At 49.4% G+C, this 20,892-nt stretch carries 17 protein-coding genes; 6 read left to right on the top strand and 11 right to left on the bottom strand.

Going from position 1 to position 20,892, the window contains the following annotated elements; genetic code table 11:
- Positions 1 to 3: 3 nt before the first annotated feature.
- The 3 genes from C1752_RS14245 to ribD form a co-directional block, all read right to left on the bottom strand.
- Complete coding sequence (locus C1752_RS14245; protein ID WP_110986740.1) at positions 4 to 315, bottom strand: DUF6825 family protein; 312 nt, start codon at positions 313 to 315, stop codon at positions 4 to 6.
- Positions 316 to 473: 158 nt separating this feature from the next.
- Positions 474 to 2,105: a serine/threonine protein kinase gene (locus tag C1752_RS14240; RefSeq protein WP_110986739.1), complete on the bottom strand. Its 1,632-nt coding sequence runs from the start codon at positions 2,103 to 2,105 to the stop codon at positions 474 to 476.
- Between the two features lie 279 nt (positions 2,106 to 2,384).
- A complete protein-coding gene (gene ribD, locus C1752_RS14235; RefSeq protein ID WP_407061216.1) occupies positions 2,385 to 3,515 on the bottom strand; it encodes a bifunctional diaminohydroxyphosphoribosylaminopyrimidine deaminase/5-amino-6-(5-phosphoribosylamino)uracil reductase RibD in 1,131 nt (376 codons plus the stop codon).
- 139 nt (positions 3,516 to 3,654) lie between these two features.
- On the opposite strand from ribD, the gene C1752_RS14230 reads away from it, so the two are divergent.
- Positions 3,655 to 4,092, top strand: coding sequence for a hypothetical protein (locus tag C1752_RS14230; RefSeq protein ID WP_110986738.1), 438 nt, complete (start codon positions 3,655 to 3,657; stop codon positions 4,090 to 4,092).
- 84 nt (positions 4,093 to 4,176) lie between these two features.
- Here C1752_RS14230 and C1752_RS14225 read toward each other — a convergent pair whose 3' ends face one another.
- From C1752_RS14225 to C1752_RS14215, 3 genes are all read right to left on the bottom strand, one after another.
- Positions 4,177 to 4,314 carry a photosystem II reaction center protein K gene (locus tag C1752_RS14225; protein ID WP_110986737.1) on the bottom strand — a complete coding sequence of 46 codons (138 nt, stop codon included), beginning with the start codon at positions 4,312 to 4,314 and terminating at the stop codon, positions 4,177 to 4,179.
- A 162-nt stretch (positions 4,315 to 4,476) separates the two neighbouring features.
- Entirely contained in the window at positions 4,477 to 5,304 is an 828-nt protein-coding gene (locus tag C1752_RS14220) for a hypothetical protein (RefSeq protein ID WP_146242342.1), read from the bottom strand.
- Positions 5,305 to 5,543: 239 nt separating this feature from the next.
- A complete protein-coding gene (locus tag C1752_RS14215; protein WP_110986735.1) occupies positions 5,544 to 6,035 on the bottom strand; it encodes a photosystem I reaction center subunit XI in 492 nt (163 codons plus the stop codon).
- Between the two features lie 275 nt (positions 6,036 to 6,310).
- Between C1752_RS14215 and ygfZ the strand changes: the two genes are divergently transcribed.
- Positions 6,311 to 7,363 carry a CAF17-like 4Fe-4S cluster assembly/insertion protein YgfZ gene (gene ygfZ, locus C1752_RS14210; protein WP_110986817.1) on the top strand — a complete coding sequence of 351 codons (1,053 nt, stop codon included), beginning with the start codon at positions 6,311 to 6,313 and terminating at the stop codon, positions 7,361 to 7,363.
- A 51-nt stretch (positions 7,364 to 7,414) separates the two neighbouring features.
- Positions 7,415 to 8,365, top strand: coding sequence for a class I SAM-dependent methyltransferase (locus C1752_RS14205; protein WP_110986734.1), 951 nt, complete (start codon positions 7,415 to 7,417; stop codon positions 8,363 to 8,365).
- Here C1752_RS14205 and C1752_RS14200 read toward each other — a convergent pair.
- Positions 8,352 to 9,173, bottom strand: a complete 822-nt coding sequence (locus tag C1752_RS14200; protein ID WP_110986733.1) for a TlyA family RNA methyltransferase — start codon at positions 9,171 to 9,173, stop codon at positions 8,352 to 8,354. The two genes, C1752_RS14205 and C1752_RS14200, sit on opposite strands and share 14 nt — an antisense overlap.
- Before the next feature lie 215 nt (positions 9,174 to 9,388).
- On the opposite strand from C1752_RS14200, the gene C1752_RS14195 reads away from it, so the two are divergent.
- Complete coding sequence (locus C1752_RS14195; protein ID WP_110986732.1) at positions 9,389 to 13,603, top strand: DEAD/DEAH box helicase; 4,215 nt, start codon at positions 9,389 to 9,391, stop codon at positions 13,601 to 13,603.
- A gap of 38 nt (positions 13,604 to 13,641) precedes the next feature.
- Here the strand turns inward: C1752_RS14195 and C1752_RS14190 are convergent, their stop codons facing one another.
- The 4 genes from C1752_RS14190 to C1752_RS30460 form a co-directional block, all read right to left on the bottom strand.
- Positions 13,642 to 14,331, bottom strand: coding sequence for an HNH endonuclease (locus tag C1752_RS14190; protein ID WP_110986731.1), 690 nt, complete (start codon positions 14,329 to 14,331; stop codon positions 13,642 to 13,644).
- Positions 14,328 to 16,070, bottom strand: a complete 1,743-nt coding sequence (locus C1752_RS14185) for a TIR domain-containing protein (protein WP_110986730.1) — start codon at positions 16,068 to 16,070, stop codon at positions 14,328 to 14,330. Before C1752_RS14185 ends, C1752_RS14190 begins: the two co-directional genes overlap by 4 nt.
- Before the next feature lie 136 nt (positions 16,071 to 16,206).
- Complete coding sequence (locus C1752_RS14180; RefSeq protein ID WP_110986729.1) at positions 16,207 to 17,574, bottom strand: DUF2330 domain-containing protein; 1,368 nt, start codon at positions 17,572 to 17,574, stop codon at positions 16,207 to 16,209.
- Between the two features lie 95 nt (positions 17,575 to 17,669).
- Positions 17,670 to 18,203, bottom strand: coding sequence for a ferric reductase-like transmembrane domain-containing protein (locus C1752_RS30460; protein WP_110986728.1), 534 nt, complete (start codon positions 18,201 to 18,203; stop codon positions 17,670 to 17,672).
- A 179-nt stretch (positions 18,204 to 18,382) separates the two neighbouring features.
- Between C1752_RS30460 and C1752_RS29730 the strand changes: the two genes are divergently transcribed.
- Complete coding sequence (locus tag C1752_RS29730; protein WP_274704517.1) at positions 18,383 to 18,511, top strand: hypothetical protein; 129 nt, start codon at positions 18,383 to 18,385, stop codon at positions 18,509 to 18,511.
- Positions 18,512 to 18,908: 397 nt separating this feature from the next.
- Positions 18,909 to 20,882, top strand: coding sequence for a hydroxysqualene dehydroxylase (locus tag C1752_RS14170; RefSeq protein WP_110986727.1), 1,974 nt, complete (start codon positions 18,909 to 18,911; stop codon positions 20,880 to 20,882).
- The last annotated feature ends 10 nt before the right edge of the window (positions 20,883 to 20,892 follow it).

The following is a 20,892-nucleotide window of genomic DNA, read 5'->3' as shown; positions in this document are numbered from 1 at the left end:
AGGCTACTCAGAATGGCTGCGATATTTTTGCAGAGCGGAACGGAGCTGAGCAATCTCAGCTCGTAGATCGTCAATCGTTTCCTGAAGATCTGCAGGTTGATGGACAGTTGTTGCTTCTCCAGTCCCAGCGGTTGCTTCGGCGGCCTGAGCTCTTTCCATAACTTGGCTGGTGAACTGTCGCAGGCGCTCTCGCTGCTCAGCATCAAATTTACCAGCGTTGCTCACCGTTTCTGTTAGCGTTTGCTCAACCGCTTCATAGAAAACTTCTGCCGTGGCTCTGCCAAGGAAAAAAGCATGGATTAAAGGATTGCTCATGGGGAATATTTTGGTTGGGCTTTACAAAAATTATAGCTTGCTCGCTCCCTATCCCCACCTAACTTACGCTCCAAGTTTTCCAAGAGTGCTTAATTCAATCAGGCACTGCTCAGTTCTGCTCTTAAAACAAACCTATCAGAGGCGGCTGTCTCAAACCATCAAATTTGTGGTGTTAGAAACTCGCGGTCGGGGGCATCAGACAGATCGAAGTCTTCGGGTAGGGGTGAGACCTCTGCGGGGCGGTCTGCTTCTTCATCTACCGGCGATGTTGTTTGATAAGCTGACTGGCTGGGGACGATGTCAGCCCAGTCACTCAGTGCAGGGCTGTTATCTTCTTGAGGAATCGCTAGTCCTGCAGGGGTCAACTCATGAGGTATTTCACCGATCTCAGACTCTACAATTGAGTCTCTGGGGGCAGGCTGACTTGAGCGTAGAGTCTGTCTGCCTGCTGTGCCTGTGATGTTCTCTCTTTTGACAGGTTCCTCAACGTTTGCAAAATCTTGTGGTCTAGGGCCTGGTTCTGGAGCGAGATTGCCTACTGCATTATTTGTTGGGTTAAGGTCTGAACTCTCAGCCTTTGGTCTGGGAGGGAAAGATTCTTTTTGAACTTTTGTACTTTTGGGACTGACAGCCTGGGGGGCTGAAAATTGAGAAAGGTAGTTAAACCGTAGTACAAAGCCGAAGCCTAGTCCCATTACGCCTGCAATGGCGCTAGTGAGCCAAAGAAAGCGTGTCGGAAATTTTGGATGATTTGGATGAGTCAGGGGCTTTGAACGGGTAGACATGTCTTTTAGGGGGGTAGACGGCGGTACTAGGAGAGATGCCGCCACTTCAGCCTCGGCGGTTGCGTTAGGAACTTGTCTGTGGGGCTTTAGGGGGGCAGAGGAGGGCTTTGCGGTCGAAGCACCCTGGAGCTGGGTCGTCTTCTGAAGGTGTGTAACGGTTGCTTTGATCTTTGGTGGTTTAGATGGAGGCATTGGCCTCAACAGCGCCAGCCACTGCTCAATTGATTGAGGACGCTCTGAAGCTCTCAGCGCCATGCCAGTGAAGACTGCCTGCTCACTGGCATGGCTCAGTTGTGGATAAAATTGACGAGGTGAAGGCAGTGACGTTTGCTGCCTTGATGTTGCACACACAGGCCGATGGCCGGTTAATAGGGTGTAAAAAGTGGCCGCAAGGGCGTAGACGTCAGTAGCGGGGCTTAAACCCTGATTGGAGGAGTATTGCTCAGGCGCGATGTAACCTGCTGAGCCTGAGTTTAGCGACCCTGACATCAGTGACTTCTCCAGACCGAGGTCTGTAAGAACGATGCGGTTGTCTGCTGCCTGCAGTAGCAGATGCTCGGGCTGTAGAGATCCGTGCAGACAATTTTGCCGGTGCAGGGCACTTAGAGCGGGAGCAACCTGAAAAATATATTCAACCGCTTTTTCCTCTGAAAAGGAGTGCTTCGCCGTAAGTTCCCCTAGAGATTCTCCAACGAGATGATCCATGACCAGGAAGGGTAACTCTAATTCCACGAACAAATCGTTGATGTGGATGAGATGAGGGTGAGATGCTTGCGCCGCTCTCTGAGCCGCAGAGATGAATCGCTGTACTATCCTGGGCTGATTGGGGTTTAATTCAGGGCGGTTGCGGAGGGTCTGAATAGTAACAGTTTTGTCTAAGCAACGATGGGTCGCACGATAGATAATTAGGCTGTCGGACTGGCTCAGAATGCTATCTAGACGGTATTTACCCTGCTGGAGAGTTGTACCAGTGAGAAAAACATCCGGGGTCAGTGCTGAACTCATGTTTTTTGTCTAGGGTGGGATTGCACAGGCCGGCAACAGAGACGCTTTTGGAAGCTGGTGCCACGTGATTTTGTGGAGCTTGTGCTTCAAAAGTGGTGGGTGCTTGGGCTTCAGGAAATCACACTATCATTTTTGTGTCAATGGATGTGTGATCTTCTTCACGATTTGAACACTGATAGTATGCCCGCGGCGATTACGCCAATGAACTTGGAGGCCTCTTTTAGGCGTATGGCAATCAGACGTGCTGTCGTCTGATGTGAAAATCTGAAGATGGGCCATCTAATCTGATGAGAGATACCCTTCTACCAAAAGATCAGGGCCTAGGGTGCGCCAGTGAACTCTTTCTAGAGTGATGGCGCTGGTCATTTTGTTGAGGTTTAGCTCGCCAACGGGAGAAGGAGCACTGAGGCCGCCTACAATTTTTGGAGCTACAAATGCTAGGACTTTTTGTACAACACCATCTGCGATTGCAGGGGCTGCTAGGGTTCCTCCACATTCCCAGAGAACGGATAGGATGTCTCGCTGATTGAGATAGTTCATGGCGTGAAGCGGAGTTAGAGACTCTAGATTGACCACTTCTACGCCTTGCTCAATGAGTTCGGTTTGAAACTGGGGGTTGGGATTGCCTTCGGTTAAGACTAGAGTCGCTGCTTCCTCTTGATCCCAAAGGTGGGCTGTTTTCGGTAGTTGGAGGGAGCGGGTCATCACCACTCGTAAGGGATTGGGGGAATTACCACCGACGTGACTTGTGAGGCGAGGGTTGTCGTGGCGTACGGTGTTGCCGCCCACAATGACAGCGTCACAGGTTGATCGGAGTTGATGAACGTGGGTGCGAGCGGCTTCTTGGGTCACCCAGGCGCTGTGACCTTGAGAGGTGGCAATCTTACCATCAAGGGTCATGGCGTATTTGAGGGTACCGAAAGGACGTTGATGCAGGGTGCGGTGGATGAATGCTTCGTTAACGTCTTGGCAAGCTTGCTCTTCGACACCTACGATCACTCGGATATTGGCAGACCGCAGCCGTTCAATGCCGCGACCTGAAACTCGCGGGTCGGGGTCGACCATGCCGACAACGACTCGGGCGACCTGAGCGTTAATGAGAGCTTCGGTGCAGGGTGGCGTGCGTCCGAAATGGTTGCATGGCTCTAGGCTGACATAGGCGGTGGCTCCAGTGGCTTGCTTGCCTGCTGCCCGTAGCGCAAAAACCTCGGCATGGGGCTCTCCGGCTTGAGGATGAAAGCCTTCGCCGACAATCTCTCCGTCACGAACAATGACGCAGCCAACGAGTGGATTGGGGGCGGTGCGACCTGCAGCTTGTTGAGCAAGCGCTAGGCAGCGCTGCATCATCTTTTGATGTTGCTGTATCTCTTTGGGGGGGACGATATCTGTCTCTAACCCTTCTGGTTGAATGTCTGTCACGTCTGTGCTCTATTGCCCTATGCGATGCTTTGCCGCTTCTAATGAATTCTAATGCAAGAGCTACCCTGGACTTCTATTACATAAGCCAGCACACTGAAGCTGAGGTTCTCTGGGGAGCTTGATATCTGGAATGACGGTTGATGTTCGCCCAACGCTATGGGTCTCTCTGTTGACGGTGAGTTTGGCTTACGGTCTGCTCGGCTGGCAGTTGTCTGCACAGAATATTCTCTGGTCTGTTGGGGCACTCATTGGCATTTGCGCTTCTACGATCGCCCTAATGTGGGGTGGCGGACTGATGGGCCGTATGATGCGGATTGGTCCTCGGGGTGTGATTACAATGCTCATTTTCAGTTTGTCGCTGACTCTGGCGGCTTCTGCTCCAACAGCGTTTGTTGAGGTTCTCATTTTGGTCTTGACTCAGCTGTTTGCCCGATTGGAGTTTCAAACGGCTGGATTTAGTCGTGTCGTGACGCTTGTGATTCTTTTATCTATCTCGAGTACAGCGTTTAGCGGTGGTTGGTTGGTTGGGATGTACTTCTTCCCTAGCAACCCGCTCTGGTTGAGTTGATTTACAGACTAAATAGGGAAACAAGCATTGCTTGTTTCCCTGAACTTTGAAATATGTAATGTAAATGGTCGTTGGGTTAAGGGTTTATTTAAAACCAACCGCAGCTTGCCAGACAAAGGCCAACAAGAAAAAGAACACGGGAATGACTGGCATTACGTCCACTACGGGAGAAAATGCGGAGTAGGCTTCCGGTAATTTTGCCACCAGCAGGGCTGCTTCCATCGAATTTTCCTTCCAACACAGCTTGTATAATCGATATGTATCTTAACATGCATCGGGGACCGAAATTCTGGGTGGCGATGGTTGTTATCAAAACGTTTTTCTAAGGGACCGTCAACCGGAGATTGTGGCGCATTTCAATTTTCCCTGCACGCAAGAAAGCCTTTATTCTAGCTGGCTTTGGTTGGTAGCCAGGATAACGACTTGCTGTGTTTCGATAGTCTGAACGCCTCGCGTTGCTTTGGAAATAGCGACAAGCTTATCTAGCACGGTCTGGTTGGGGAGCTGGCCTTTAAAGATGACCCGACTGTCCTGTTGAGTGATCTCTAATGTCTTCAAGAGCGGCTCTAGCTCAGGATCTTGCCCCATTTTGAGCGTGATCTGCTTTGCCAATCCTTGCCGGTCATACTGGCCGTCTGGCCCCACAAACTCAGCCGGTAAGGTATGGATTGGCTCTAGTTCGGGAACAGAGTTAACGTAAATGCGCCGAGGAGTCTTGGCTTCTTCTGGGTTGACGGTGACGCGGCCAGGACGAATGCGAATTTTCCTGCGCACAGGATGATAATCGTGTGGATAAAACTCTCGATGAGAATGGTGAGAATTTTTCAGGGAGGGGAATGGACGAATATATTGCCGGTAATGAATTCCTGGATGGGGCTGGAGAAAGACTCGTTTGCGCTTGAATGGGAACTTTCGGCGCAGCCGACGTTGCTTGAAGGGATGTGGTCTAAAACGATGAAAGTGTTGGGGAGAAGAGTGCCGACGTCGCCCCCTAAGTTGAGACGAATGCACTTTCAACGATGCGTTGAGCAGGTGCCCTTCTGAAGCTTGAACTGCTTCTAATGTCGAAAGGGCGAGTAAGGTTGTCAGGGGCAACATGAGCGCTTTCACGTTGTTCACCTCCATGGGTGGATTAGATTTAGAGGCTTGACCCGCAGAGTAATACCTGTGCTCGGGGCTACGTTTCTTTTGCGATCGCAAACTTAAACTCACCCTCACCGGCTGTACAGGACGCCTCCCTTTTCACGGTACAGTTTTTCTCGGATAAAGACAGGCATCACCGATTAGTCAGGGGGATTGGCAATCAAGCGATGGCCGCTGGGATTGGCCCGTCAACGCTTTAATCTGAAATTCGGCCCTAAAAAAGCGCCCCTGCTACAGCAAGGACGCTTTTTTGAAGAGCATGATTCAGTCAGAGAAGGCCTCTTGGAGAAGGGGCTATGACTGTCAGCCTATGCAGGCCAGATGCCGCGGATGATGTCCTGAAGTGGAGTTAGGAAAGGCATTTGACAGATGGCGAAGGCAAAAACAGCGCCGCCACAGCCGCCAATCCAGAACCCGTTAGAGAAAGAACTCCAGCCTTCGCTTGTACCTAACTCTGAAGGAGGATTAGGTGTTGTACAGGTTGCGGCAGGTTGGCTGACGCCCGCACTGATGTAAAGAGACAAAGCGATGGTCAATACACTGATTAACCCAACCGCCCCTAAAGCACCTGCGATATCGCCGATCTCAGCACCCCGGTTGGGGCCCAAAATCGCAAAAGGACCATAGAGAAAATAGCCGTGAGCCATACCCACTTCTAGGCCGCGGCTGTTGGCCGAAAGTCCCTTGCGGTAAGCAGGTAGATTGTTGATAAAAGTTTTAACAATACCTGAAGAATTGACTGGAGTTGCGAGGTTTCCCACCTGGGGATCGCCACCAGCTTGAACCATATCCATTGTCATGAAGTTGTTCTCCTCTCAAATCGGACAGCCCCTCGCAGTCGTCTCAAAGCAGGGGTGACAGTGAAAATTTTAGATTTCTCTCGCATAAATCATCGCATACAACTTGTTGCCATCTGTCAATTGCAACGAATTGCTAAGTCAGATGGATCTTTCTTCTTGTTTCTTTACAAAAATGGGCTCCCTTTTTGTTTTCTAAGATCGGATTTTTAAGTGTCAAGAAAATAGTAGGTCGGTCTAAGATGTTTGAGGCACTGTTGAATAGACCCGTGAATATGATGCTTCAGAAGTTGCGAGATAGTCAGCAGACAGACGGCGCTCAGTTGGAGGGCGAGCCGTCGATGGTGAAGAGTTTTGGGCAAGATCAGGAGGCCGTGATTGCAGCTAGCTCTGGCGTAGCGATTTGCGATCGCACCCACTGGGGTCTTCTAGAACTCAAAGGAGCAGACCGTCTCAGCTTTTTGCACAACCAGAGCACCAATGATTTGAAGGCTCTGAAGGTTGGGCAGGGCTGCGACACCGTGATTTTGACCTCTACAGCCCGCACGATCGATTTGGTGAGTGCCTATGTCACTGAAGATTCGATTTTGTTATTGGTGTCTCCTAGCCGCCGAGAGCAGCTGCTGCAGTGGTTTGACCGCTATATTTTTTTTGGGGACAAGGTTGAATGTTGCGATCTCACCCATACCCTAGCTACCTTTAGTCTTCTCGGTCCTGAATCCCAGGCTCTGCTAGAGAAATGGGGATTAGCTTTACCTACCGAGCTGCACCAACATCAGACCGTCACCGTCGAGGACATTACTCTGCGGATTGCAGTGGGCAGCGGACTCTCGACTCCGGGTTATACGCTACTTGTTTCGTATGAACAGGCTGCTGAGCTATGGCAGATGTGCAGACAAGCTGGAGCGGTACCGATGGGCACTCAAGCCTGGGAGCAGCTTCGAGTACAGCAAGGTCGACCCTCCCCAGATGCCGAGCTCACAGAAGACTATAACCCCCTAGAGGCTGGACTTTGGCACGCAATCTCTCTAGATAAAGGCTGCTACATTGGCCAGGAGACAATTGCCCGTCTTAACACTTACAACGGCGTGAAGCAGCAGCTTTGGGGTATCCAGCTTGAAGAATCTGCTGAACCCGGTGCTTCCCTGCTGCTGGAAGATCGGAAAGTTGGCATACTCACCAGCCAGGTTCAGACGGCTGATGGCTACCTCGGGTTGGGCTATATCAAAACAAAAGCAGGTGGAGCGGGCCTTAAGGTTCAAATTGGAGAGGCCACGGGGACCGTTGTTGCTGTCCCTTGTTTAACCCGTGCCATTCCAACAAGTGAATGAAGATACAGAAACTCCTAAAATAGAGAACATTGACGTCAATTCGAGGTCGATTTGGGCACATCTACGTTAGACGCAACCGATAAAATTAAGCCAGACTGGGCGGGGGGCGACTGGCTCTCCCGATTTGTGAATCTGTTAATCCAGACGAAGCCTATCTATTCAGTCATGAAGCAGCAGGCCCGTCGGGTGCTGATCAAAACGGCTGAAACGAACGGCATCCCCTGGCGTCAGAACTATGAGCAGCTAGAGGCATCCAATGTCAAATTGCTTTTGGAGACCGTAGAGCGGCCCGTTACCTATCCTGACTACTATCAAGTGCCTTTCCATGCCTACGCTGAGGGAAATCTCTGTTGGCCCGCTGCCTTTGAAGCCGAGTCTGCCACCTATTCAATGGCGCTTCGAGTGTGGCCGCAAGAAGACTTAACCTGGGAAGATGCTCAGGCTCGCCTACGCTCCAGTTTCCATCAGGTTTTAGCGGAGCATGGACCTCGTCAAGTGGAGCGAATCCTTGATATTGGTTGCTCTGTGGGCGTCTCGACCCTGATGCTTCAACGCTTTTATCCTCAGGCGAAAACAATCGGTCTCGATTTATCGCCCCATATGTTGAGCGTGGCGAAACTTCGAGATACGCACCAGGAGATCGCTGAATGGCGACATGCGAAGGCTGAGGAAACTGGGTTTGAGAGCCAGTCCTTTGATTTGGTTACCCTTCAGTTTGTGATTCATGAGCTGCCACGACAGGCCACCGCAGAGATCTTTCAAGAGGTCTATCGTCTGCTGAACTCAGGGGGATGCATTGCCCTGGTAGACAACAATCCAAAGTCACCCGTGATTCAGAATTTACCGCCCGCACTTTTTACTCTGATGAAGAGTACAGAGCCCTGGAGTGATGACTATTACACCTTTGATGTGGAGTCAGCTCTTGAAGCAACGGGGTTTGAAGCCGTCGTGACGGTGGCTAGCGACCCGCGCCATCGGACGATTGTCGCTAGGAAGCCTTAAATAACTGCTGCTGTGCGGTCTTGGCAAGCTGAATCAGATCTGTTGCTTCAGGACGGTCTGCTTGCTGCTGCATCTGCATCCAGAGCAAAAACTCAATATTGCCCGCAGGACCAGGACAGGGAGACCAGGTAAGACCGGCGTACTGCCAGCCCAGGGTCTCGGCTGCTGTGAGGACAGTTGCGATCGCATCTCCTTGAGCTACTGGATCCCTAACCACGCCTTTTTTCCCAATCCGCTCCTGACCCACCTCAAACTGAGGCTTGACCAGCAGCACCACTTCACGGGGCGGCCGCAGCAGCGCCCAAAAAGCAGGCAGCACCTTCGTCAACGAAATAAACGAAACATCCATCACTCCCAAATCAGGAACCTGGGCATCAGGAGCATAGAGATCATTCGGCTTCAGATAGCGAATATTCGTGCGCTCTTTGAGAATGACGCGGGGATCTGTGCGCAGCTTCCAGGCCACTTGTCCGTAGCCGACATCAACCCCGTAGACCTGTTGGGCGCCGTTCTGCAATAGACAGTCCGTGAAGCCACCTGTGGAGATACCGCCATCGAGAGCAACACGATCTTTAACCTGAATTGGAAACGTTTGCAGAGCCTGAACTAGTTTTTCTCCGCCCCGCGAAACGTAAGGAGGCCGTTCTTTGACCGTTACTTTGGCATCAGTGGGCACTTGAGTGCCCGGTTTATCAACCAGCTGCTGATTGACTTTCACTTCACCCGCACGAATCAGGCGCTGGGCACGCTGACGAGAATTACAAAGATTTAGCTCAACCAGTAAAGTGTCAAGGCGTTGCTTGGACAAAGATTCGGATGCTCCTACAGGACAACCATCTCTATTTTGTACTCTAGACGGGCGATTTTAGGGTGGTGTCTTGATTCACTCTACTTTTTTGTGTCGTCAGCCAGAAGTGCCTGTCGTGAATCCTTTCGGCTTTTTTTTGTCAACTCGCTTTAAATAGAGGTTCTGGACAATACTGGTTTTAAGATGCGTCATCGCTGCTAGCCAAAGACTTTGCCATGTTCGATTCCGATCTCAAGATCGATAAGCAACGTAGTCAGCTTCAAGATCTTTACAATGCCTGCCCTGCTGTTGCACAAGAGATTGTGCAGCTTCTTGCCGTTGTTTATGAACCGGTTAATCGCACCACCATCATGGAGTGCCTTAACAAGCTGGGGATTCGAGATCTTGATCAAGCCCCCTTTATTAGTAAAAATCTGAAGCCGTATATTGATGGGCTGCTCGATGCAGGATTATTGTTGCAAGAGCGTGGTCAGGGACCACAGTGTCATCCATTCATTGCAGAGATCGCAACTCGTGATGCTGTGAAGGCAGGGCGGTTTGCTGTCTACGCCCGGGTGGTCCAAAAGGCAATCCCAATTTACTACCCTCATCAAAATGCTCCTCGGCGATTTAAGAGTGAAGCACAATTCCTTCGTGAGGCCCGTATTGACTTTTATCGGCAGGACTTCGCTTCTTTTGAAGCGCAGATCAAAGACTACCACCAAGCTAAATACCCTCAGGACAAACTGACTCAGGCAGAGGTGATCGCTACGATTTGCAGTAATCCCTTTGATGCTGAATGGTTCCAATCGCTGTCTCCGAACTTCTATGAGCTTGGCCTCTACGGTATTTTCGACCATTCTGTCTTGACGTTGGCAAACTGCGAAGAAGCCTTTGAGATGCTTCTGGAAGAGTCTGTGGCTGAGAATTCTCGCTGTTCCGCGGCTTTAAAGCTGATGCTGGCGGAACAGCTTCTGTTGCGTGGCGATGTCGAAGAGGTTCCTGCGGTGCTGGAGTCACTCGCTCAGCTTTCAGAAGACAGCGCAGCCACCTATTGGGGCTGGCTGGCGTTCTTACAGGGAGACACCTCGAAGGCCATTGCCCACTACACTCGGGCGCTGACCCACCTCCGGGCAGTCAAAAAGAAACGTAAGGCCTACTTTGGCAACATCAGTGGTTTATTCTTTATTCTGGCGCTGCTCCAGGACGGCTCTCCAGAACGACTCCAGGAAGCCCAGAGCTATACCCAGCAGATGGTTCGTCAGCCCAAGCACTACTGGCTGCGAACCACCTATGTCTGGCTCAATCAATTTCTACAACTCCAGCAGGGTGATTTATCATCAAAAGCCTCTCTACTAGGAGCCTACATCCATCCCTACGAGGGACACCATAGCCTAGATATTCTCTTTGGCTCGCTGTGTCAGTACTGGGTCAATGCCGATCGTGCCCAGAAAAAACTGCCCCGCATACTGATGCCCCTCTATCAACAGGCCATGCGATCGGGATATCACTGGGTGGCGATGGAGGTGGCGTCACTGCTGGCCAAGCTAGAGCCTGACGCCACTTATGAGACCCAATCCGAGATTTTGCGACAGGGCAGCGGCATTCAACCGCTCGTGAATATTATTCACACTCTGGAGCCTTGGGAGATGAGCCTCAAGGCGTTGGCCAAGCTCCATCAAGAGCCAGTCTCTCCCGTAGCCTCAGATTTTAGGATGGCTTGGTTTATCACTCTATATGGCAAAAACTGGTCCCTGCAGCCCCGTGAGCAAAAGCTGAGTGCAAAGGGAGGCTGGAGTAAGGGACGTCCCATTGCCATGAAGCGTCTCTATAAGAATCCGTCGGGTGAGTTGGAGTACCTCTCTGCTCAGGATTTGCGGATTTGCAATCAAATTGAAACCTACTCCACCTATGGCTACCACAGCGGAACTGAGTATCGGTTTGCAGAGTGTGCGATCGCAACTCTCATCGGCCATCCCTATGTTTTCTGGGAAGAGACCCCTACCATCCCTATTGAGGTCGTTAAAGGGGAACCTGAACTGCTGATTCAAAAAGAAAAAGCGGGTCAACTAGCGCTGACTCTAACGCCAAACTTTAAGTCAAATGACGAAATTGTAGTGATTAAAGAAACCCCGACGCGGCTTAAGGTGATTAAGATTCAGGCAGACCATCATCAAATTGCCACGATTCTGGGCCAGAAGAATCGCCTTACAGTGCCGGAACGAGCGAAGGAGCAGGTGCTCGCGGCCATTAACGCCGTCTCTAATCTGGTCACCGTCCAGTCTGATATCGGCGGCGGCGTGGCTAGTGCGACAGAGGTGCCGTCTCAAGCAACGCCCCATGTTCACCTATTGCCCGCTGGAGAAGGTCTCAAGGTGGCGGTTTTTTCACGCCCGTTCCCTGAAGGAGGCCCCTACTATCGACCCGGCAGCGGTGGCGAAACCGTCATTGCTGAAATTGGCGATCGGCGACTGCAAACCACTCGCGATTTGAAACAAGAACGGAAATTGTCTAAGACTGCGATATCGGCCTGCCCGACGCTGCTTCGACACGAGGGCCAAGAGAGTGAGTGGCTATTAGAAGAGCCCGAGAACTGTCTAGAGCTATTGCTAGAGCTGCAGGATTTAGGTGACCATATCGTCCTGGAGTGGCCAGAGGGCGAGAAGCTGCGCGTCAGCCACCGAGCCGATGTCGGTCAGTTTCAGCTTCAGATCAAGCGTCAGCGGGACTGGTTTGCCGCTAGCGGTGAACTGCAGCTTGCTGACGATGAGGTGCTAGACATGCAGGCACTGCTGAAGCTGCTAGAGCAAACCCCCAGCCGCTTTATCCCCCTTGGCGACGGCCAGTTTGTGGCCCTGACCCAGGAATTTCGCAAGCGCCTCGATGAGCTGCGGGCCTACTCTGAAACACAGGGGGATGGCCTCCGCTTTCACCCCCTGACGGCAGTGGCTCTTGAGGATATGGTCGATGATGTGGGCCAACTCAAGGCAGACAAGCATTGGAAAGCCCACGTCAAAAAACTGAAGGATGTCAAAAAATTTCAGCCGAAACTTCCCTCAACGCTGCAGGCAGAGCTGCGAGATTATCAAGAAGAAGGATTTGAGTGGCTAGCGCGACTCTCTCACTGGGGCGTCGGGGCTTGCTTGGCTGATGATATGGGCTTAGGTAAGACGCTACAGGCGCTGGCGGTGATTCTCACTCGTGCACCCCAGGGACCCACGTTAGTGATTGCACCTACATCTGTGGGGATGAACTGGCTCAGCGAGGCCCAGCGGTTTGCGCCTACGCTGAAGCCGCTGCAGTTTGGGAACAGTGACCGACAGCAGCTATTGGATCAGCTCCAGCCCTTTGATTTATTGGTGTGTAGCTATGGTCTTCTGCAGCAGGAAGACGTGGCTCAGATGCTGGCTAAGGTCGAATGGCAAACCACTGTTCTGGACGAGGCCCAGGCGATCAAGAATATGGCGACAAAGCGATCGCAAGCGGCCATGAATCTCCAGGCTGGGTTCAAGATTCTGACCACGGGCACGCCGATTGAGAATCATCTCGGGGAGCTATGGAATCTCTTTCGATTTATTAATCCGGGTCTATTGGGATCGCTGGATCGCTTCAATCAACGGTTTGCTACACCCATTGAGAAATATCAGGATCACCAGGCTCGCCATCGCTTAAAAAAGTTGATCCAGCCGTTCTTGTTGCGGCGAACTAAAAATCAGGTTTTAGAAGAGCTGCCCTCTCGTACGGAAATTACGCTACAGGTGGAGCTGAGTCAAGAAGAGATGGCGCTGTATGAAGCGCTGAGGAGGGATGCGATCGCAAAGCTAACCGAAAGCGATTCCGAAGCCGGAGCCAAGCATCTTCAGGTTTTGGCTGAAATCATGAAGCTGCGTCGCGCCTGCTGCAATCCTCAGCTTGTTGTCCCCAAAGCTCCACCTCCGAGTGCCAAGCTGCAGCTATTCAGCGAAACCTTAGCAGAGCTGCTGGCCAACCATCACAAAGCCCTTGTATTCAGCCAGTTTGTGGATCATCTCCAAATTCTGCGACAGTATTTAGACAAACAAAAGATTGCCTACCAATATTTAGATGGCAGTACACCCGCAAAAAAACGTCAGGAGCGCGTCAATGCCTTCCAGGCCGGGGAGGGAGATGTCTTTTTAATCAGCCTCAAAGCAGGGGGCACCGGGCTAAATTTGACCGCCGCTGATTACGTGATCCATATGGACCCCTGGTGGAACCCAGCCGTGGAAGATCAGGCATCAGATCGGGCACACCGCATTGGGCAACAGCGTCCGGTAACGATTTATCGCCTCGTTGCTAAGGGCACCATTGAAGAGCAAATCGTCGATCTCCATCAGCACAAACGCGATCTGGCGGATAGTTTATTGGAAGGAGCAGAGATGAGCGGCAAGATCTCTACCGATGAGCTGCTGCGCCTGATTCATGAGGGATAGTGACTTTCTCCTCAGCAACACTCTTTTCCACTGCAATTTTAGAGATGCCCGCCTGGACGGTTGATGGGACTGCCAGTTGTGTCAAAGCATTTGGGTGACGTGCCAGGGAATTCTTGAATAAAGGCTTGAAGCATGATGGGATCACTCTTGAAAACGATCATCCATACCGAAAAGAAACCCGTGTTACGGGCTGCAACAATGATGAGTTTGCGTATCTCTTCTGAATCGTTTTGAGAGAGTGCATGAAAGCAATTCTGTGCATCCTGCCACGCTCGCGATCGCTGTTGCCATCTTTCCAATGCAGCGGAACCCGAAGCATCAGTATCAAACTCATCTGGAAATTTATCCAGACCCGTCAATGCAAGCGTTGCTTCAGCCCTTTTTTGAAGCACGTCACCCAATTGAGGGTTAGGTAGTACCTGACCTTCGCGGGTATAGACGTAGGCCAAGAACGTGTTGTCCTGATCGGGCAGTAGAACTTTGTCGCGAGAAACATCCTTATCGCTTTTTGTCGAGTTGCAGTTTACACACCCCAACAAGAAGTTACCCCAGTCTTCTCGTAGCTCAGGGTAGAGATTTTTGGGGCGAACGTGTTCAACAGCCAGATTTGTCTTGATGGGGCGTTCACAATAGCTACAATAGTCTCCCAAACGGTTGACCAGGAATGGTTTAGCTGCTCTATAGTCACTGAAGGTTTGAGGGGCATCACCTCGTTCAACGGGCCTCATTCGTTGTGATTGTTCCCCTGTGCTGCTAGACGCTGTATTTCTAGAAACGCATCGGAGGCAGGATTATCAGGGTAATGAGCGGTTAGCTCATCTAATTTTCGCTTCGCTTCCAGTAGTTCAGGGTCATCTTCTGAACGACCTTCACGGAGAAGGGAGAAATAACGTTTTGATGCTGCTTTTTGATCCACATATCGCTGGCTAGTATAAGGTTGATCAACTCCCTGGATAAACCGGGCAATCTCTTCAACGCCGCGATTAGCATATTCAATTTGCGGTTCATCATCTAGGACAATCAGTTCTCCCGGCTCAAGAGACTGAATGATAAAAGGGGAATGACTGGTGACAATAAATTGAATTTTTGGAAAGGTTCGCTTGAGGTCGTCAACTACACGACGCTGCCATTTTGGATGGAGATGTAAATCAAGTTCATCAATAAGTATTACACCATCAGTTTCCTGCAGCACTTTATCTTCAAGGTGGGGATTCATCCAGGCAGCACGATAGGCAATATCAGCGACAAGAGATAGCATAATGCGCTGACCATCGCTTAGGCTTCCATAGGGCTTGATATCGCCATTATCAAACTCAACAACCAGATCATACTGCCGAATGCTATACTCTATGCTCGTTGCTCCTGGAATGCATGAACACATCGCATAAGTCACTGTTTGGAACAAGAGGCTTTCAGTATTTTCTTGCAAGCCAGAAAACTGTTCGTCACGCAACCAAGAAAAAATGTCTGGAATAGCTAATTTACCCTTCAGACAATCCTGATAGCCATAGCGTCGGGATAGATCTGTTTTGGAACGATTTACTGAAAGGGTAGTTTTTTGATTCGGAGGTAAACGATTAGAGTTATAGAAAGCGATGACAGGCATTGGAATGCGGGGAAACTGACTTATTCGCTCAAAAATATCAGCTAAAGGGATAACCTCTCCATTTTGAGTCTGATAATCAGCTAATGGCAACTTTTCTCTAAGGTCTAGCTCACCGACGATACCCAAATGAATTCGCCTCAGGATATCAGTTGTATATCCCTCTTTTCGCATATCTACCCAAGCAAAGTTCCTGAGAAATAAAGGTAGATCAATTTCTTTTGCAGAAGCGCTTGGCAACAAGATTGGAATAATAGGTATGTTCCGACTTGAGAACTCATCTATGAATAACTGAAGCTCCTCCCCTTGCCATCCTAAAATACTACGTTCTCCAATGCAAACCGCAACACTTCTAGTAGTTTTTATTGCACCTTTAATAGCCTGCTTCCATGGCCTTCCTGGTAATATCTCCCAATCATCTAGCCATACAGAAACTCCTTTATTCCTTAAGTCTTCAGCGATTGCATGAACAATTTTTTTGTCTGAGTGGTTATAGCTAAAATATACATCGAACTCATTCTTAGATGTAGTATTAAAACTGCTATAGCTTTGAAGTTTTTCCCCTAAATGACTAAAGGTAGCATCTACCCAAGAAGGGTGCTGAGGCTCAAAGCGAATAGAATTTCCATAGACTTCCTTCCGAATCTGCACCTGCTCTTCAGAAATACCAAATTCACTATCAGACAAAGCATTAACACCTTGCAGTTTTGTGAACATATTTTGCAAGGCAACTGTGGTTGCTTCTAGTATCGAAGTCTTACCAGAAGCATTTTCACCTACAACTAGTGTGAAGCTATGCGGGAACTCAAACGATCGCTCCTCAAAGCCTTTGAAGTTTTTGACGCTTAGCGACTCAATCCGCATGGTGACACAACGCAGAATACACTCACCTCAACCTTAACGGGTTGAAGTCAATTTTTGGCAGCGATGAACCAAGCGACGAGAGAAACTGCGATCGCATGAGGCGTGTAGAATCCCAAAACTAAGGTGCATGAAGAGACTACGCCACAGGGTGATCAAACACAAAGTTCCAGAGATTTTTCCACCAGCGGGTCGGTTGAGGCTGGTCAAAGCCCATTTTGCTGCGGATGTCAGAGATATTCCAGCCGGTGAGCTTTGCCAGGGTCTGGGCTTCTTTTTCAAAGCGGGCTGGGAGCGATCGTTTATATCTTCGTCCTTCAGCACAATCAACGTCACCTTCAAAGGGATGACGCAGAACATAACGCCCCTGAAAAAGCTGACGATTGGCTGTCTCTTGAAACTTCAGATCTTCAGGAAACTGATTGCGGCTGTAGCGAACGTGCAAACGAGTAATAAACACGCCGGTAGAGCTAGGGGGCACCACTAAGCTATTGCGGGAGCGCTCCGTGAGCCAGAAAACACCGGCCTGCCGCAGTTCCTCACGGGTTAAGGGTGTCGATGAACAGGGATCGCAGTTTGCCATATCCCAGGCATACTCACGGAAAACCACCTTTTTGCCTTCGCGTTCGTAGGCCGTCTTAAACATTGCCGGGTAGAAGTCATTGAATTCTTCCTTGACGTACACCGGAATCTCGCTGTCTGTGGGGATATTAACCGTCCGGTAATTGGTCAGCTCTGCTTGGCCTTTGGGCGAAAGGATATAGACCACTAAGTCTTGCTCACCCTCAGAATTAATCATGCCTAAACGAATCGGCAGCATGAACTTCGGTGACTCGTAGGCCATCTGGATAGGGCGTAGGAATTGGGTCTTTGATTTGGCAAACTCCTCAAGATTGACCTTCGCCACAAAGAACTTCATGTTTTGGCGAATATAGGGCCGTAATAAAGACTGAGCGCCCTGCGGAATTTTGTAGCCGTTGCGCCTCAGCCAAGTTTCTAAGCCGCTAGATTCCTTGGCTCCTAGAACGACAATGTCGTATTCACCTACCGTGAACTTGGCTTCAACCGTAACTCCCAAGCTTTTATCTGAACGATTACCACTCACGGCAGATTCTTGAATGCCGCTAGTGGGTACTCTCAAGCGACCATCGAACTCAGGTCTGATTTGACAGGGATCGTCATCAAAATACTCCACAAGACGAGGCGCGCTAAAGGCATCGAGCTTCTCTAGAATTTTTGGGTCGCCCACATTGACCTGATCTTCTTGAAGAACAGTGGGCACCGGCACCACGATCGCAAAGTCTTGGATGTCGCCCTGGAAGTCGTTGGCCATGGTGACGACGGTGCGGTTGTTGTCACGTGCGATCGCAACTTGTGAAGCTTTGTTATAGAGACTGGTATCGGCCTTTGCCACATAAAATCCACAGAATGCCTGGGCCGGAGGCGCAATCCATAGGAAAGTGAGCGCGATAGCCATCAGGCTGGCGCACAAGCGAGGAAAAATCATGGTTCTGTTCCAGTTCGGTTGCCTCATGCTAGCCCGCTCAATCTTGTTTACTCAGGAGTTACCAAATTGGAAACGAGAGCAAGGCGTAATGAAAACTACACTGATGAGGAAGAGGCCGGATCCACATTAAGCTTTTTGGTTGTTCTTTGAATCCAAACACGTATTCCGAACAGACCGATACTCGCCAAGACAAGGCAAAAAGAAAATGGTGTTAAGACGCTCCAGCGAATGGACATTTTATCCCAGACATGTAGACCCATCACAAACATCGCGACATACGTCAATGCATGAAGTCGCTTCCAGTTTTTCTTCATGATCTTTATGCTCCAGTTATTAGATGTAGCCGCCAACAGGCCAAAAATAACCAATAACAGTATTCCGTGCCAACAATTCCAAAGAAAATTTGGTTCAAAAATATCCTTATGGTTCATTATCAGCCAAGATAACCCATGCCCCACCGATAGCAAGAAGACAAGTATGCCTACCTGTCGTCGATATCTTTGTAGTAGAAGGACTAGTTTTTCTCGCTTGAAACGAGGAATGATAATCTTAACCAGCGTAGGAAAAAGTGTTAGGAAATAGCAGCATAATGCTAGAAAACCGAGGAGATTGACGTGCGGAATAATCATAGGAAAATTTACCTACGCATTTAAGCGATCTAAATAAATGAAAAAATATGCGGTCTCAATGAGACTCAGTAAGTATTCAGAAGCAGCAAGAAGTCAGCACCAACTTGGTGTGCCTTATGTCTTATGAAAAAAGACGAAAATCTGGCCAAAAATCTTGTGGATTTCTTTGGCGATTGCTGATGAATTTTGTTGGGGAAACCACTCAACAGATTGATCTGACGGTTCGAAGAAGTGGTTCAATGCAAGATGGGGATGCTTCATCAGCGCAGCTCATTTGTCTAATGAAGGCTGATGACAGTCCTGGGTAGCACTTAGCTAGAAACACTAATTGTAGAAGTAGTGTTACTACGTAATTGTGCCCATAGATCAAAGAAAGCGATCAGGTCTGCGTATAACTTGTTTAGAACCCTGATAAGTTTGCTAAGACGTTCAGACACTGATCCTGTTATCTATTTCCCTTACTTTCATTGTCGTTGCCTACGGCAATGGATGGTCCTTTCTCTCGAACAGTCCTGGTGCCGCCTTTGCCGGTGAAATTTAACCAGGGCCGAATTTTGAGCTTTGTTGACAAATCTGTTGATCAAAGGAAGGTTGAGCGTTACCTAGAGTAGATTTTCAGTGGCAGGGTCTCTACAATGAGCCAAGACTCTAACGAATCCTTCTTTGTTGCATTAAACTTTCCACATCCTGGGGGCAGAATTTTTTATGAAAAAGAGAGTTGTTGTCTTGGGCGGCGGAGTTGCGGGTATGAGCGCGGCTCACGAATTAGCTGAACGGGGCTTTGATGTCGCAGTCTATGACGCCCGCGATCTTCCAGGAGGAAAAGCAAGAAGTATCCCAGTTCCAGATTCTGGTAAAAATGGCAAGCTCGATTTACCTGGAGAACATGGGTTCCGCTTTTTCCCTGGCTTTTATCAGCACGTGACCGATACGATGAAGCGGATTCCCTATATAAATGGGTCGTCAGTCTTTGATAATTTAGTTGATGCAACTCAAATCTCCATTCCCAGGCTGGGCAAGGAGACCATTGTCATGCCTGCTAAGTCTGTCACCAGCCTCACAGATGTACGGTTACTTGTGAATGTCTTATTGCAACTGCTCTCAAACCAAGGCAAAACTCAAATTCAGATCTCTGAAGAAGAGATTTCATTCTTTACGCAAAAGCTGTGGAAAATTATCACGAGCTGTAAAGAACGGCGACTAGCCGAATATGAAAAAATCGACTGGTGGAATTTCCTTGAAGCTGACAAGTTCGCGTCTTCTGACTCTGAGTATGTCAATCTATTGGTCAAAGGTCTAACAGAATCTTTAGTTGCTTCCAAAGCCAAACTAGCGAGTACTAAAACAGTCGGGGATATTCTTCTGGAATTATTGTTAGATCTCGCTAACCCCACAATCACGACTGATCGCTTATTGTCGGGCCCAACTAACAAGACATGGCTGAGTCCTTGGCTGAGTTATTTGCAGTCTCTAGGCGTGAATTATCACCTTAATAACCTGGTGACTAGCCTCAACTATGCAGCAGGCAAGATCGAAAGCGCCACGATCAAAGATATTGAGACCAACGAAAAATATGAGGTGCAGGCTGATTACTTCATTGCGGCCCTGCCCGTGGAGGTGATGGCCAAACTCGTCATTAAGTCGAACCTAGGTCAACACGATAGAGCGCTTGCCAATATTACTAAGCTAACGGAGAGCGTCGCTTGGATGAACGGCATTCAGTTCTATTTGAGTGAAGATGTACGAATTGCTAAAGGCCATATCTTGTTAGTGGATACACCTTGGGCACTGACGGCTATTTCGCAAAAGCAATTTTGGCCTGATGTTGACCTTAGCCAATATGGTGATGGTCGGGTCAAGGGAATTCTCTCCGTCGATATCTCTGATTGGGGGCCATTCCCTGGCCTCGATGAGAATCGAGGAGAAAGCCAGGGTATCAAAATTAAGAAGTTCGCTCGAGACTGTACAGATGCTGAGATTAAGGAAGAAGTTTGGGAGCAGTTAAAACAAAGTCTCAATGTTGGGGGCTACGAAGTTCTTAAGGATGAGCATTTACTCGATGATTTGACCTTCCTAGATCCTGATATCGTTGACATTCATGGGGAGCTATTTCCTGAAAAGAGCCAGCTTCCTAGCCCTAATCTAGATCGAGAACTTTATCGCTGGATTGAAGCAGATAAAACAGCAGAGGAGATCGCTCAAGCGACGGACATGGGCTTAGAGGAAATTAGTGCTGAACTTGATGCTTTGGTTGAACTCGGATTTATTGAAGAGATTATTAATAACAATGGCAAAAAGACCTATAACCTTTTGCTCCCAATCTCTGAAAATCAATTGAAAATCAATCTAGAACCGCTGTTGGTCAATCTTGTCGATACGTGGAAGTTACGTCCTCAAGCTACAACGCAGATACCTAACCTCTTGCTCGCCTCAGACTACGTCCAGACCAATACAGATTTGGCCACAATGGAAGGCGCGAATGAGGCTGCCCGTCGGGCCGTCAACGCTATTCTAAAGAGCTCAGGTTCCACCGCTAGACCCTGCCGAATTTGGGATATTTGCGAGCCGAAGATTTTCGCTCCCTTACGTCTCTACGATCAGCTGGGCTACCAAAAAGGTCTGACTTGGGAAGAGACTTGGGAAGATCCGACCGGTATCATGAAGATTGTGATTCCATAGTCTCCCCTAC

Source organism: Acaryochloris thomasi RCC1774, assembly GCF_003231495.1.
Classification (GTDB): Bacteria; Cyanobacteriota; Cyanobacteriia; order Thermosynechococcales; family Thermosynechococcaceae; genus RCC1774.
The sequence above is the reverse complement of the archived record's forward strand: the minus strand, read 5'-3'. Positions and strand labels throughout refer to the sequence as shown.

What these genes read in the sequence shown, in the direction of transcription:
- C1752_RS14245 (WP_110986740.1), bottom strand. Translation starts at nt 315, where the DNA reads ATGAGCAATCCTTTAATCCATGCTTTTTTCCTTGGCAGAGCCACGGCA.
- C1752_RS14240 (WP_110986739.1), bottom strand. Translation starts at nt 2,105, where the DNA reads ATGAGTTCAGCACTGACCCCGGATGTTTTTCTCACTGGTACAACTCTC.
- C1752_RS14230 (WP_110986738.1), top strand. Translation starts at nt 3,655, where the DNA reads ATGACGGTTGATGTTCGCCCAACGCTATGGGTCTCTCTGTTGACGGTG.
- C1752_RS14225 (WP_110986737.1), bottom strand. Translation starts at nt 4,314, where the DNA reads ATGGAAGCAGCCCTGCTGGTGGCAAAATTACCGGAAGCCTACTCCGCA.
- C1752_RS14215 (WP_110986735.1), bottom strand. Translation starts at nt 6,035, where the DNA reads ATGACAATGGATATGGTTCAAGCTGGTGGCGATCCCCAGGTGGGAAAC.
- ygfZ (WP_110986817.1), top strand. Translation starts at nt 6,311, where the DNA reads ATGCTTCAGAAGTTGCGAGATAGTCAGCAGACAGACGGCGCTCAGTTG.
- C1752_RS14195 (WP_110986732.1), top strand. Translation starts at nt 9,389, where the DNA reads ATGTTCGATTCCGATCTCAAGATCGATAAGCAACGTAGTCAGCTTCAA.
- C1752_RS14190 (WP_110986731.1), bottom strand. Translation starts at nt 14,331, where the DNA reads ATGAGGCCCGTTGAACGAGGTGATGCCCCTCAAACCTTCAGTGACTAT.
- C1752_RS14185 (WP_110986730.1), bottom strand. Translation starts at nt 16,070, where the DNA reads ATGCGGATTGAGTCGCTAAGCGTCAAAAACTTCAAAGGCTTTGAGGAG.
- C1752_RS14180 (WP_110986729.1), bottom strand. Translation starts at nt 17,574, where the DNA reads ATGATTTTTCCTCGCTTGTGCGCCAGCCTGATGGCTATCGCGCTCACT.
- C1752_RS30460 (WP_110986728.1), bottom strand. Translation starts at nt 18,203, where the DNA reads ATGATTATTCCGCACGTCAATCTCCTCGGTTTTCTAGCATTATGCTGC.
- C1752_RS29730 (WP_274704517.1), top strand. Translation starts at nt 18,383, where the DNA reads ATGAATTTTGTTGGGGAAACCACTCAACAGATTGATCTGACGGTTCGA.
- C1752_RS14170 (WP_110986727.1), top strand. Translation starts at nt 18,909, where the DNA reads ATGAAAAAGAGAGTTGTTGTCTTGGGCGGCGGAGTTGCGGGTATGAGC.